Raw genomic sequence first — 13,085 nt, 5'->3', positions numbered from 1 at the left:
TACCCATGGCAAACCAAAATAGTAGGTATTATACAAAGCTAGAAGTGCAATTGGGATTGTAATTCCAGAAACAAAATATAAAAAGTATTTTCGGTGCTTATGTAAAAAATAAATTGCAACAGGTACTATTAAGATAACTCCTAAATACCTTGCAGCAATCGTCAGACCGGCGCATAAACCGACAATAAACATATTTTGTTTGGTTTTTACTTTTTGCAGAGCAAAATAAATAGTCATTGCCAAAAATAATTGCTCTGTGCCGTGTTGCCATAAATCTTGTGCAGATATTGTCCAACTACTTGTACCAAATGCGTACAATAATGTTAAAACTAAAGACCACTTTTCAGATACATACTTGCGAAAAATGAGATACATAAATACAGCCGATAAAACTGTGATGAGCGCCGCTGAAGTTTTCGCTAATTCTAAAACCAAGGACGTATTAAATTGAAGATTAAGCAAATATGGGATGGCATAAACTGGCAATGCTAAAATGGAAGAGAGGACGGGGAATTTTGATACAAAATGATCTCCTCTTATCGGAATAAATACATTAAAATCGCCCATTGAATCTTTATCCATAAATTCATCAAGGTCCAAATCTCCTTCTTGCAAAATACTGATCGGGAGCATACGGGCCGACCAACCGTCCCCTGTTCCCAAAAACATTACATTGCTCATGTAAAAAACAAAAATGAATATAAAGAATAATGCTAATTTTATTCGCCCAGATGAGATCAACATAAAATTTCGACAGTAATTAGCGTTATATAGTTAAATAATACCAAATACCATTTTTAGTATTTCCCAAAAAACCTTCGGGTATAATGAAAGATGGGGCTATCAGTAATTGACCAAAATACTTTGGAATGAGGATCTGTAATACTATTCATATTAAGATTATCAAACCAACTTGAATCCCATGAGACGACTCCAACCAACTGAACAAACACTGAAATAATTAACAACCCAAAAAATATATATAACACACTTTTTCTTTTCCAAAAATTTGAATGAATGACCGGGATAAAAAATAGAATGATAAATGGCAATAAATCTAAAACCATCCGATATCCATAAACTGATCCTCCCCACCAAGTAATCCACCTACTTACCAAAACCGAATAAAAAAACAAAACAGGAACTGATATTTTTAATAACAATAAAAGATTTGGAGGCAATACGTTTTTTTTCTTAAAGACCAGGCCCATACCAATAAAGGCAAATATTAAAACCGGGGAAAAGAACAACATGCCCCTCGCCGGACTAAAAAATAACCCCAGAAAAGCCACGGGGATATTAATCAGTGAGTTACTAAATTGATTACTCATAAGTGGATTAATAACACCTTCCCCATACCCAATATCAGATATTGACCCCAAATAAACAATATTATATGCAATTATAAAGAGAATCGGGGGAATCAGCCCACCAATATATTGCCAAATATACTTCCGGTATTGGATTAAAATGTAAATAGAAAATAGCCCAATAAAAACGATATTCAGTTGCTTGATGGTAATAAGAGCGCCAACCATGAAGCCTAATAGTACTATTCTATTTTTAGAGACCCGCTCAGAAAATAATAATAACAGTGATGCGGTGAGTAAAAACTCAGTACCAGTATTTTTCCACAGATCCTGACTAGTAATAACCCAATGACAAGTGCTAAATGCATAAAGCAAAGTGATGATCAGAGACCAGTTTCCGGAGATGAATTTTTTTAATATTTTATAGATAAATATTGCGGAAAGAGACGCAAGAATCGCCGCGGCAATTTTGACCATGGCCATGATGGCCACATATGAATTCAATATATTTGCTAAAACCGGGATAATATACAGTGGCGATACTAATAATGCGACCCCGGGCGGATACAGGGAAACAAAATGACCGTTGATTAATCGTATAGAATAAGGTATTTTTTCTGGTAAAATATTATCAGCGAATTCATCCAAATAAAAATCCTGATCTTCAACTATGCTTATCGGCAATAATTGATTCGGATAACCATCCCACGTTCCCAGGATATAAGGATTGACTATGTATACAAAAAAAATGCACATAAACAGAATGACTTCTTTACTTTTCAAAAACTTGATTATTTTTGTTAACATTTTTTAAATTTATATTTGGTCCGTACCCAGAATTCTAAAAACCACCTACCCACAAACCTAAATATTATCAATTTTAATTACCCAAGATAAATTAATCATCTTTCCTTAACTCGTGATTCTTATTATTAAACGAATTTTTTTCATATTAACTAATTCAAATATACTATAAAAACTTTTTAGCATAATGAAAAACGGGGTTATCAGCAAAAGACCAAAAAATCTTAGAATCTAGATTATTATTAAGATTATTTTGATAATACCAGCTTTCATCCCAAGCTATTACGCCTGAGAACTGAACAAACACTGAAAAAGCAAGTAAAACGAAAAATATGCCTTTAATGTTTTTGCTTTGCCAAAAACGAGAATAAATGACCGGAATAAAAAATAGAATAATAAATGGCAATAAATCTATAACCATACGATATCCATAAACTGATCCTCCCCACCAAGTAATCCACCTACTTACCAAAAAAGCATAAACAACAATCAAAGGAATTGCTAATCTTAAAAACAATAACAAATCCGTAGGAAAAATGTTTTTTTTCTTAAAAACTAGCCCCATTCCGATAAATGCAAATACTAATACCGGGGAAAAGAACAGCATGCCCCTCGCCGGACTAATAAATTGCCCAAAAAAAGCCCCCAAAACATTACCTGGATTAGTATTGCTTGTAACAGCAAGGGGGTTATATATTCCTTCTCCATATCCTATATCAGAAAATGTACCGAGGTAATGAATGTTATATAAAACAAAAAAGAGTGCTGGGGTAACAGCACCAAGCACATATTGCCAAAAATATTTTCGATACTGGATAAAGACATATAGTGATATCAGCCCAATAAAAACGATATTCAATTGCTTCACGGTAATTAGAGATGCAACAACAAAACCAAGTATCATTATTTTATTTTTTGATATTTTTTCAGAAAATAAAAGGTATATTGCTGCTGTGAGCAAAAACTGAGTACCTGTATGTTTCCAAAGATCCTGGCTGTTGATGGCCCACTGGCAAGTACCAAAAGCATAAAGAATAGTAATAATCAAAGGCCATCTGCCAAAGATGAACCGCTTCAATATTTTGTAAACAAATACAGCAGAAAGTGCGGCGAGAATCCCGGCAGCAATCCTGGCCATTGTGGTAATTGCTACTGGTGAATTTAATGCATTTGTCAAAACCGGAATAAAGTATAACGGCACCGCTAATAATGCGACGCCGGGCGGATACGACGAAACATAATGACCGTTGACTAAACGTACGGAATAAGAAATTTGTTCTGGTTTAAGTTCCGCCACAAATTCATCCAGATAAAAATCCTGATCTTTAATAATACTGATCGGCAGAATTCTATTCGGATATCCGTCAGCTGTTGCTAAAAAACGCGGGGTAAGCAAATAAACATTAAAAATAATAAAAAATAAGATGACCTCCTTACTTTTTAGTAACTTAAAGATTCTTTTTACTTTTACTCCCATTATTTTACGATGCGGTATTTAATTAGCGTCCATAAAGCAACAAATCCGTCCCGCCAGGTGATTTTTTTTCCTTCACTATACTCTCTCCCTGAATAAGAAATCGGCACCTCGTATATTCGGTATTTTCTTTTTAAAATTTTTGCGGTTAATTCCGGCTCAATGTTAAAACGGTTTGATTCCAATTTTAATCCTTCTACCACTTTTGGTTTAAATACTTTATAACAGGTCTCCATGTCTGTTAAGGTAGAATTAAACAAAATATTTGTGACTAGTGTCAAAAACTTATTCCCCAGAGAATGCCAAAACATCATTGATTTTCCTTCACCTCTGAATCTGGAACCGTAGACCACATCTGCTTTGCCGTCTAATATTGGTTTTAGTAAAATATGATATTCTTGCGGATCATATTCTAAGTCGGCATCTTGAATCAAAATTATATCACCGCTTGTTTTCTCCAATGCAGTTCGAATCGCACGTCCTTTACCGTAATTTTTTTCATGATAATAAATCTTTATTTCCTGTTCTTGAATTGTTTTTAAAACATCCCGAGTGCCATCCGATGAACCATCGTCAACCAAAATTATTTCTTTTTCGTAAGGTGCTGCCTGAACTTTTTTTAAAATCTCTTTTATCGTGTTTTTCTCGTTATAAACAGGAATAATAATTGAGAGCTTCATTTTGATATGTTTTCAATTGGTAAATTAGAATCATTTTCACTATAAAAATAAGCAATGATTAATATGCATACAATATATGTTACGTAATTATCATTAAAGAATCTTGAAAATAGCCAAAACGCAAAAATAAATACCCCATAACTATAAAGCATCGCGCTGACTGTTCTGTTTCTTTTTTGATAGCGATACAGAAAGAAAAGCAAAGGGGCAGAAACAATTGATTGCAGAATCCAAAATGGGTAATAATCGTGGATTGATTCCACGCCTACTTTTGCCATTAGCATTAATTGTGAAAAACCGTACCCGGTAATCGGATAACTGGTCGAAAGTTTCCCACTGGGGTAAAGGAATATGTCTTCCCAGAAAGCACCAAAATCCCAAATTAAAAACGGTACAATAAATACAGCTCCGATAATAAAAATCGGGTAAATTTTCTTCAATGTTGTTTTAATATTGTCAGTCAATTTTTTTGACTGATCAGATGCCTGGAAATATACAAACCACCAATAAAAAGGGATCAGCAGCCAGGCGGTATGTTTGCTTACGCAGGCTAATGCAAAAGGGATCGATGATAATAATAATTTCTGTTTTGACAATAAGTATACCGTTAAAATAATCAAAAACAGTGTGAAGATATCATTTCTACCCTCAATAAAAAATCTTAAGAACAAGGGATTTAATACAAACAGCACTGCCACGAAAAATGTCTTTTCACTCATCCCCCCTTTTTTAAACAACAGGAATATCACTCCGGCTAATGCCAGTAACAAAACTATTCTTTGATCGTACCAGTCAAATATTGTGGTGCTAACCCAATAAAATGGCGCCGATGCCAAGATATAAAAGGGGAGATAAATATTGTGATAGATTGCGGGATTTACAAAAATTTCCCCGCTCATCAGCTCCGATATTTTACCCTCACTCCACTCTGCAACCGGAGTATTGGTATAATCTTCCGTATAGAAATTTTTACCGACCAGAAGAAATTTGATCGCCTCTTCAGTCTGAACAATCCCGTCATGATAGAGCTCTCTTGGGTCTCCCTCAACCCTGTTATACATATTTGAAAAAACAGGAATCATAATTAATACCATCATTAACATAATCAATAAAACAACTTTTATTGATTTAATAATATCCACCTTGACCCGGGGCATTATATCTAATAATAAATAGGCAAAAAGAATAATAAAGGAAATAGAGTATGTAAAAATCTGACCAAAACTGGAATCATATTCAGCAGTCGAAAGCCTGATCGTTACTAGCAAGAACAATATTATCCCGGTTAATGATATACTCTTTTTCATATGCTTAGATTTTTTGATATTTGATTACCCAATACATACCGAGGTGAATCTTTTTGTCGAAAATCTTTTTAAACCCATTTTCTTCAAAGTATTTTTTCAGATTTCCTTCAGAAAATTCGTGAACATGGACATCGTGCCATACCTTTCCTTTACTTTTTGTCCAGAAATACCAAACTGCCTTAAATAGTATATTTTCTCTGGGTATACCAACTACAAACACGCCACCCGGCTTTAATAAGCGATTGATTTCTTGCGCGACAAATTCCAGATTGGGTATATGCTCAACTACATCAAACGCTGTTACAGTATCGAAAGAACTATCAGCAAACTCAATCTTTTTTTCAATATCGGCAACGGCAAAATTCAGCCTTGGATATTTATTCTTTGCATAAGCGACTGCGCTTTCGGAAATATCAAGCCCTAAAATATCATTCCCGATTTTTTTAGCAATCTCGTTGGTAAAATAACCCCCATGACAGCCAATATCAAGCACTTTTGAGCCGACCCCCGACAGTGCTTCCGGCAATATATTGGTCCTTCCTTTATGCCAGATCCATTGGAAAATGTTCTTCTTTACGCCACGATCGTAATAGTCAGGTGGCACACTACGGTGCTGTTCATCTAACTGTTCTTTGGTAATCTCACTCATTATTGATTGTTTGATATTTGATAAATTTTTGCTTCAGTATCCTCATATACTAGCTTAAAATGAGAATCCTGCTGTAAATTAAGATCCATGGCAGTGTGATCTTTTTCTAGAAACACTGTTGCATTTTGAAAATCTTTGTTAATTATATCATAGATAGCACTGCTTTCCTTACCGATTGTGATATTTACCCACTTCCAATATTTTTCTTCATCATAGATGTACATGAAGGTGGGATCGAGCCCTACAATATAGCGGTTATGTGAGTTATGGTAGAACAAAATTGGGAACTCATCCCAGTCACTATGCAGCACGATAGAGTCCTTGGGAGTATTATTTTTTAGCCAGTTACTGGCTGATTCAAACTTATTATAAGGTATGCCGTTTTTAAAACTATTCCTTTCCTGTTTCAAATCACGGATTGCAATAGTCGGGATCGTTATCAGGAAATAGACTGATAGGATTGTAAAAACTATTTTCCTGCTGTTGTATATCGAAGGTATTTTTTTTATTAATTTTGCAACATTAGCTTTTTGCAGCAGTGGGTTAAGGGCAAACGCGCCAAAGAGCATACCGAATGGGACAAAATATTCCACATAGCGCCTGGACTTCAGCGTCATCGTAAGGAAAAATATTGCCAAGATTAACAGCGTAGTTGATTTACTGTTTTGTTTTTTGAATGTCACAAAATAAACAACCAACCCGGTTAATAGAATTAAAAATAAAAATACAGTATTGGGGACTAACTCCGTAATCGAATATGGATACCATTCACCACCAACCCCAATCACGTTTTGATAATTTACTATCCCAATTTGAACCAGTTGCGCCCAGTAGTATGATAAATTATTTGGAAAATAGGGATTAATCACTAGACCTGCTAATATTCCCACTACGCTAACCAGCAACATGCCTAATTCTTTTCCGGTCAGCACTCTTTTCAACCAAGATTTATCCCTCCCAAAAAAACTTTTCAATAATCCTGATACTCTATGTTTTATTGAATCAAAAAGAATATTTACCACACCGAATAATCCAGCAAAAACAACAGTCAATAAAAATCCCCCATATGCCCAAACGAAAACGGTTGAAAAAATGAATAGTAACTTAATTCGAAAATTAAAAAGACACCACAGGATAATCATGAGGAAGATAAGGGATACTGAAGGCGCTTTTGCTAAACTTATCCTGAAGGTAAAGGGTTCTACAAATAGCAGTAAAATGCTGTACGCCCAGGCAAATCTGATTTTTTCTTTTTTCAGAAACCAATAAAAAACCGTGATCAGCCCCGCCCCCAAAAATACTGTGGCAATTTTAATCCCGATTGCCGGCTCAAATAAACTGACAAACGGAATAAGAAAAACGTGATACAGAAAATGCTGATCGGTATAAGCTTCACCTAAAATAGTATAGTCCGAGAGCCAGGGGAATCCTTGTCCTAAATTGCCATCCCTGATCAGCATGGCCATTTTCATGTGATAAAACGAATCAGGATCGGGGAAAGCCGGCGTATATTGAATATAAAAGAAAATCCCAAAAGCAACTAAAAAGACAGCCAAATAAACAAATGGGAAGTGGCTTTTGGAAATATAATTTGTAATTTTTTTCAGACTGTTTTTCATATTAATTCAAATGCCCCCGCACCTTGTAAAAGAATTGATCCTTACCAAGCATGGATATAAGAATCATTTCCAAGGCATGAGGGCAGAAAACGATTTTTCTATTTCTTCAGTTCTTGCTTAAAAAAATCAACCCAAGGAATCTTGACCGGATCAACATGATTTAGATAAGCCAAATAGTAACTCAAATAACTGCCAAACAGCAAAACTTCAAAAGACTGCAAGAGTTTAGTTTTTCCCTCTGCTTGATATGAAGAGAATTCTACTTTATTTCTTTTTACAATTTTCTTAGTAATCGGAAATCTCACTTTATTGCGCGGATGATACAATGCTGATTCAATAAACATAAAACGCAAAGCCTGCGGTATAATTTTCGGTGCCGCTAAACCTTCCAATAAATGATGGTTCAGTTCGGACAGTAAAAAGTACGCGGAAAAGTTTTTACTATTTTCATTCAACTGATTGGTAAGCGTATGGACATTCCCGGTTAAAAATTCCGCTGCCACGCAAATCGGAATTGTACCATGCAATTCTTCGGCAATCCGTTTGGCTGGATTGTTTGCCACTGCAACATTTTCCGAAAACTTTTTAATCATAAGATCCAAATGTGTAATAACTTTATTTACATCTCTTTCATCAAGATCAATTATCCCGCATCGCTTCAACAACCCAAGAATTCCAAACACGGAATATCCTACTCCCATCCGCGGCTGGTTAGAAGGATTGTAAATAGGATTAAACAAAAAGCACGGCAGATTGTTTTTCAGACAAAAATCTTTTACTTCGCCTCCGGTGGTTATGCCAATCACCTTAGCGCCTCTTTTTAATGCCTCTTTGGCGGTTGCTAAAGGCTCTTCAGTGGTGCCAGAGTAGCTGGATAATACATAAAGTGTCTTTTTATTTACGTAGGCCGGCATTGTATAACTATGTATTACACGCAGAGGTATGGGCAGCTGGTCATAAAAAAGAGAAAACAAAATATGAGCGCCCAATCCGGAGCCGCCCATGCCATTTACGACAATATTTTGCACTGATCGATATGATTTGGGTATTACTACTTTCTGAACATCGTTCCATGTCTGCTCTATTTGCTTCGGTAACAAAGAAATGGTCTCTAAAACATGCCCTGTGTCTTTCGCTTCGATCTTTTTTTGATCATCCAGTTGATTCATACTTGCATCAGTTTAATATTAATCAACTATATCAGGGATTTATTCAATTTACAAGCAAAATTTTACCATGTTCGACATTGACTTTAGCTCATTTTTTTGCTATATTATAAGAGTATTATAAAATATTTAAATATATTACTTTTTTATGTCCGGACATTCAAAATGGTCAACAATTAAAAGGTCAAAAGGTGTAACTGATGCCAAAAAAGGCACAATTTTCACTAAAATAGCTAATACTATCTCCTTGGCAGCCCGCGAAGGAGGCGGAGATCCTGATACAAATTTTAAACTGCGCCTCACAATCGATAAGGCAAAACAGGCCAATATGCCTAAGGAAAACATCGAAAGAGCCATAAAACGGGGTACCGGTGAGGGTTCTGAAGGTAAAATTGATGAAGTAGTCTATGAAGGCTTTGGCCCGGATGGCGTAGCCATTCTAATTGAGTCATTTACTGACAATAAAAACCGTACTGCACCGGTAATTCGGGCTATTTTGAGCAAAAAAAACGGCCGTTTAGCAGAAAATGGCAGTGTCAGCTGGATGTTTGACAGAAAAGGGGTTTTATTAGTCACCGCTCCAGAAAATAGCCAGAAGGAATCAGTTGAGTTGGAGCTGATTGACCTAGGCGTTGAAGATATTAAAGAAGAAGCGGAAGGTTTTACCATCTATACCACTCCGGAAAACCTGGAAAGCACCAATAAATCTTTGATTGAAAAGGGTTATACAGTTGAATATGCCAGTGTAGACCCTGTGGCTAAAACTATTCTGACCAAATCCGACGTATCCGATCCGGAAAAAATAACCGGTTTGCTGGATGAACTGGAAAATAATGATGAGGTGACCAATATTTATTCAAATTATGAATATTAAAAAGCCGGCTACTATCCTTGGTATTGATCCGGGGTTTGCATTGGTCGGTTGGGGTGTGGTTGAAGGAATTCATGATAAATTAATCGCAAAAGATTACGGCTGTATTGAAACTGACAAAAGACTACCTATAGAAAAAAGGTTGGCAATTATTTATAAAGAGCTTCAGAAAATAATTAGAAAATATAAACCGGATATTATTTCTGTTGAAGAACTATTTTTCTTTAAAAATGTTTCTACCGCAATCGCGGTAAGCCAGGCCAGAGGGGTAATACTTTTAGCCGCCGAGCAGTCAAAAGTTCCGGTACAGGAATTTACTCCGCTTCAGGTTAAACAGACAATCTGTGGCTATGGCAGAGCAGAAAAAGCGCAGATTCAAAAAATGATCAAAATAATTTTGAAACTGAAAACCACACCGAAACCGGATGATACCGCGGATGCCCTAGCTATTGCCATTTGTTCCGCCGTATCAAAAAATAATTATCTTTAAAGTATGAAGCACTCACTTAAAATAGTTTCCGTAACTTCAGAAGTCGATCCGTTTTCCAAAACCGGCGGACTAGCGGATGTCGCGCGTTCCTTGCCGAAAGCCCTGCGCAAACTGAATCATGATGTAATTATTATTACACCGTTGCATGGAGTCGTGCAGGAAAAGAAATTTAAACTGGAGCTCCTACAGAAAGAAGTGCCTGTTTATATAGACAAATCAACGACAATTAAGGCGGACTTTTGGAAAAGCTCACTTAATAATGGCGTACCGGTATATTTTATTGATCACCCAAAATTCTTTTCTTCCCATAAAAAAGTTTACGGGTCTAAAACAGAAAACCTGCGTTTTTATTTTTTTAATGTTGCCGTTTTTGAACTGCTGAAATTTCTCAATTTTCGCCCCGACGTAATTCAGGCGCACGAATGGCATACTGGTTTAATCCCATTTCTGCTTCGCGCTAGGTTTGCCGAGGACCCATTTTTCAAAAGCACCGCATCTCTTTTTACAATCCACAACCTGGCATTCCAGATGGGTAAAAATTGGTGGGAGTTAAAACCCGGTGAAAAAGATGATGGCAATACAAAACTTCCATTGTTCAAGGAAAAAGGTGCAATTGAGAATATCAATTACGCAAAACGAGGGATTGTAAACGCTGATATTATCAATACTGTTTCCGAACAGTACGCTCAGGAAATTATGACCAAAAAATACGGCCAGGCACTCCACCGCATTTTATTGAATAGAAAGGAAAATCTTTTCGGCATCGTCAACGGAATTGATTATAATGATTTCAACCCGGCCACCGATCCGGGACTTTATAAAAACTATGATTTTAATTCTTTGCATTTAAAAACAAAAAATAAATTACATCTGCAAAAAATGTTTCAGCTGCCGGAAGATCCAAAGATTCCTCTGATCGGCGTTGTATCGCGCATTACGGAGCAGAAAGGTTTTGATTTGATTTTTGATATCATGGATCCTCTAATGCGGCTCGACATTCAAGTGGTAATTCTGGGCGGTGGCGAAAAAAAATATGAGTCATCATTTAAAAAACTGATCCGCAAGTACCCGAAAAAGGTAGCTGCCCATCTGCAGTTCAACAGCCAGCATGCCACTAAGGTTTATGCAGGATCAGACATGTTTTTAATGCCATCTCGGTTTGAACCTTGTGGATTAGGACAGATGATCAGCTTGCGTTACGGTTCGATTCCGATTGTCAGAGCCACCGGCGGTCTTGCCGATACCATTACGAACTATAATCCGCGCACCCAAAAAGGAAACGGATTCACTTTTAAAACATATGATTCTCGCGATTTACTGGTTGCTATCACCCGTGCGATTGAAAACCACAAACACCGGGAAGAATGGATTGAATTGATAAAAAAAAGTATGCAGTTGAGTTTCTCTTGGAAGATACCGGCAAAAAAATATGAACTGCTATATAAAAAAGCAATCAAAAATAAACAGTTATATTTAGCTAATAAGGAATGATCAAAACCGTTTGGGCCAACTTACTGCACATTTATCAGCCGCCGGGGTGGGATGTAAAAATAATAAAAAAAGTTGCGCGTGAAAGTTATCTGCCGGTATTCCGCATTTTGAAAAAACATCCTCAGATTAGAATTACCCTCAATATCAACGGCTCGCTGACTGAACAACTGAGCGAACATAAACTGGGCGAGATTATCAGACTGATTAAACTGCTGGCGGAAAGAAAACAAATCGAATTTACAGGCAGTGCCATGTACCACACAATCCTGCCGAAATTACCCATTTCAGAAATACAGCGCCAGATTCAACTTAATACCAAAGTTAATACCAAATATTTTGGTAAGTCGTACCAACCATCCGGGTTCTTCCCGCCGGAAATGTGCTATAGCGATAAAGTCGCTAAAGCACTGGTAAAAGAAAAATTTTCCTGGATTGCGCTGGATGAGATTGCCTACCAAAAAAAGAGAGGGCTAGTTAACTGGAAAAACGGATACCACATAGAAGGAACCCCGCTGAAAGTAGCATTTCGCAATCACAACATGTCCGACCTATTTACTGTTAAACCGCAAGCGGAAACAAAGAGGGAATTTAGAAAAACCTGCTGCACAGGAGAACCACTATTTACTGCTTTTGATGGGGAAACACTCGGGCACCACCGACCAGGGATGGAAAAGGTATTTAAAGAACTGACCTTGGATAAAAAAATCCAGACAGAGACATACTCCGATGCTTTAAAACAATACAGCTCTTTCAAATCCATCACTCCCATCGCTTCCAGCTGGGCATCCTCTGAAAAGGAGTTGAAAAACGGGATTGCTTTTGAACTGTGGGATCATCCGAAAAATCCGATCCACAAATTACAATGGCAACTCTTTGACCTGGTACTTGCCACGGTCAAAGAATCAACCAAGGATAAAAATTTTGATTCAGCTCGTAAATTATTGGACAGGAGTATGAGCAGTGATTTCTTCTGGTGGGCATCGGCCCATCCGTGGTGGAGCGTAGAAATAATCGAAGAAGGAGCTAATAGATTAATGGATTTAATTAATACACTGAAAAATCCTCCGATCAGTAAATTAAAAAATGCCAGACTGCTTTCCGAGCAAATTAAAAAACTAGCCCATCAGTGGCAATATTCCGGCCGTGCTAAAAAAGAAAAGAAGATGTTTTTAGCAGGCTATAATTATAAGCCTTACATGGCTGGGAAAAAAGAAACTTAAACGA

At 36.7% G+C, this 13,085-nt stretch carries 12 protein-coding genes; 4 read left to right on the top strand and 8 right to left on the bottom strand.

From position 1 onward, the window contains the following. From WCW66_05200 to WCW66_05165, 8 genes are all read right to left on the bottom strand, one after another. On the bottom strand, positions 1-669 hold a 669-nt coding region (locus WCW66_05200), incomplete at its 3' end, for a glycosyltransferase family 39 protein (GenBank protein MFA6392112.1). Positions 670-797: 128 nt separating this feature from the next. After that, positions 798-2,117 (bottom strand): hypothetical protein, encoded by a 1,320-nt coding sequence (locus WCW66_05195; protein ID MFA6392111.1) that lies wholly within the window; start codon positions 2,115-2,117, stop codon positions 798-800. Between the two features lie 163 nt (positions 2,118-2,280). Then, a complete protein-coding gene (locus WCW66_05190; protein ID MFA6392110.1) occupies positions 2,281-3,591 on the bottom strand; it encodes a hypothetical protein in 1,311 nt (436 codons plus the stop codon). Then, positions 3,591-4,268 (bottom strand): glycosyltransferase family 2 protein, encoded by a 678-nt coding sequence (locus tag WCW66_05185; GenBank protein ID MFA6392109.1) that lies wholly within the window; start codon positions 4,266-4,268, stop codon positions 3,591-3,593. The genes WCW66_05190 and WCW66_05185 overlap by 1 nt, the downstream gene beginning before the upstream one ends. Continuing rightward, a complete protein-coding gene (locus WCW66_05180) occupies positions 4,265-5,575 on the bottom strand; it encodes a hypothetical protein (GenBank protein ID MFA6392108.1) in 1,311 nt (436 codons plus the stop codon). Before WCW66_05180 ends, WCW66_05185 begins: the two co-directional genes overlap by 4 nt. Positions 5,576-5,579: 4 nt before the next feature. Beyond that, a complete protein-coding gene (locus tag WCW66_05175; protein MFA6392107.1) occupies positions 5,580-6,224 on the bottom strand; it encodes a class I SAM-dependent methyltransferase in 645 nt (214 codons plus the stop codon). Then, entirely contained in the window at positions 6,224-7,843 is a 1,620-nt protein-coding gene (locus WCW66_05170) for a hypothetical protein (GenBank protein MFA6392106.1), read from the bottom strand. Before WCW66_05170 ends, WCW66_05175 begins: the two co-directional genes overlap by 1 nt. 98 nt (positions 7,844-7,941) lie before the next feature. Further along, complete coding sequence (locus WCW66_05165; protein MFA6392105.1) at positions 7,942-9,012, bottom strand: SIS domain-containing protein; 1,071 nt, start codon at positions 9,010-9,012, stop codon at positions 7,942-7,944. A 145-nt stretch (positions 9,013-9,157) separates the two neighbouring features. Here WCW66_05165 and WCW66_05160 point away from each other — a divergent pair, with 145 nt between their 5' ends. From WCW66_05160 to WCW66_05145, 4 genes are read left to right on the top strand one after another with little or no spacing between them, the layout of a single operon-like run. Continuing rightward, the gene (locus tag WCW66_05160; GenBank protein MFA6392104.1) at positions 9,158-9,883 is read left to right on the top strand and encodes a YebC/PmpR family DNA-binding transcriptional regulator; all 726 of its coding nucleotides are present in this window, start codon (positions 9,158-9,160) and stop codon (positions 9,881-9,883) included. After that, positions 9,873-10,370, top strand: a complete 498-nt coding sequence (gene ruvC, locus WCW66_05155; protein MFA6392103.1) for a crossover junction endodeoxyribonuclease RuvC — start codon at positions 9,873-9,875, stop codon at positions 10,368-10,370. Before WCW66_05160 ends, ruvC begins: the two co-directional genes overlap by 11 nt. Before the next feature lie 3 nt (positions 10,371-10,373). Next, a complete protein-coding gene (locus tag WCW66_05150) occupies positions 10,374-11,861 on the top strand; it encodes a glycogen/starch synthase (protein ID MFA6392102.1) in 1,488 nt (495 codons plus the stop codon). Beyond that, complete coding sequence (locus tag WCW66_05145; protein MFA6392101.1) at positions 11,858-13,081, top strand: hypothetical protein; 1,224 nt, start codon at positions 11,858-11,860, stop codon at positions 13,079-13,081. Before WCW66_05150 ends, WCW66_05145 begins: the two co-directional genes overlap by 4 nt. The last annotated feature ends 4 nt before the right edge of the window (positions 13,082-13,085 follow it).

Source organism: Patescibacteria group bacterium (genome assembly GCA_041664365.1).
In the GTDB taxonomy this organism is placed as follows: domain Bacteria; phylum Patescibacteriota; class Patescibacteriia; order UM-FILTER-42-10; family UM-FILTER-42-10; genus JAHJEX01.
Note: the sequence above shows the minus strand (reverse complement) of the source record. Positions and strands in the feature narration are given on the sequence as shown.

Excerpts from the sequence above, each read along its gene's own strand:
- WCW66_05160 (MFA6392104.1), top strand. The coding sequence starts at position 9,158 with ATGTCCGGACATTCAAAATGGTCAACAATTAAAAGGTCAAAAGGTGTA.
- WCW66_05185 (MFA6392109.1), bottom strand. The coding sequence starts at position 4,268 with ATGAAGCTCTCAATTATTATTCCTGTTTATAACGAGAAAAACACGATA.
- WCW66_05150 (MFA6392102.1), top strand. The coding sequence starts at position 10,374 with ATGAAGCACTCACTTAAAATAGTTTCCGTAACTTCAGAAGTCGATCCG.
- WCW66_05175 (MFA6392107.1), bottom strand. The coding sequence starts at position 6,224 with ATGAGTGAGATTACCAAAGAACAGTTAGATGAACAGCACCGTAGTGTG.
- WCW66_05165 (MFA6392105.1), bottom strand. The coding sequence starts at position 9,012 with ATGAATCAACTGGATGATCAAAAAAAGATCGAAGCGAAAGACACAGGG.
- WCW66_05170 (MFA6392106.1), bottom strand. The coding sequence starts at position 7,843 with ATGAAAAACAGTCTGAAAAAAATTACAAATTATATTTCCAAAAGCCAC.
- ruvC (MFA6392103.1), top strand. The coding sequence starts at position 9,873 with ATGAATATTAAAAAGCCGGCTACTATCCTTGGTATTGATCCGGGGTTT.
- WCW66_05145 (MFA6392101.1), top strand. The coding sequence starts at position 11,858 with ATGATCAAAACCGTTTGGGCCAACTTACTGCACATTTATCAGCCGCCG.
- WCW66_05190 (MFA6392110.1), bottom strand. The coding sequence starts at position 3,591 with ATGGGAGTAAAAGTAAAAAGAATCTTTAAGTTACTAAAAAGTAAGGAG.
- WCW66_05195 (MFA6392111.1), bottom strand. The coding sequence starts at position 2,117 with ATGTTAACAAAAATAATCAAGTTTTTGAAAAGTAAAGAAGTCATTCTG.
- WCW66_05180 (MFA6392108.1), bottom strand. The coding sequence starts at position 5,575 with ATGAAAAAGAGTATATCATTAACCGGGATAATATTGTTCTTGCTAGTA.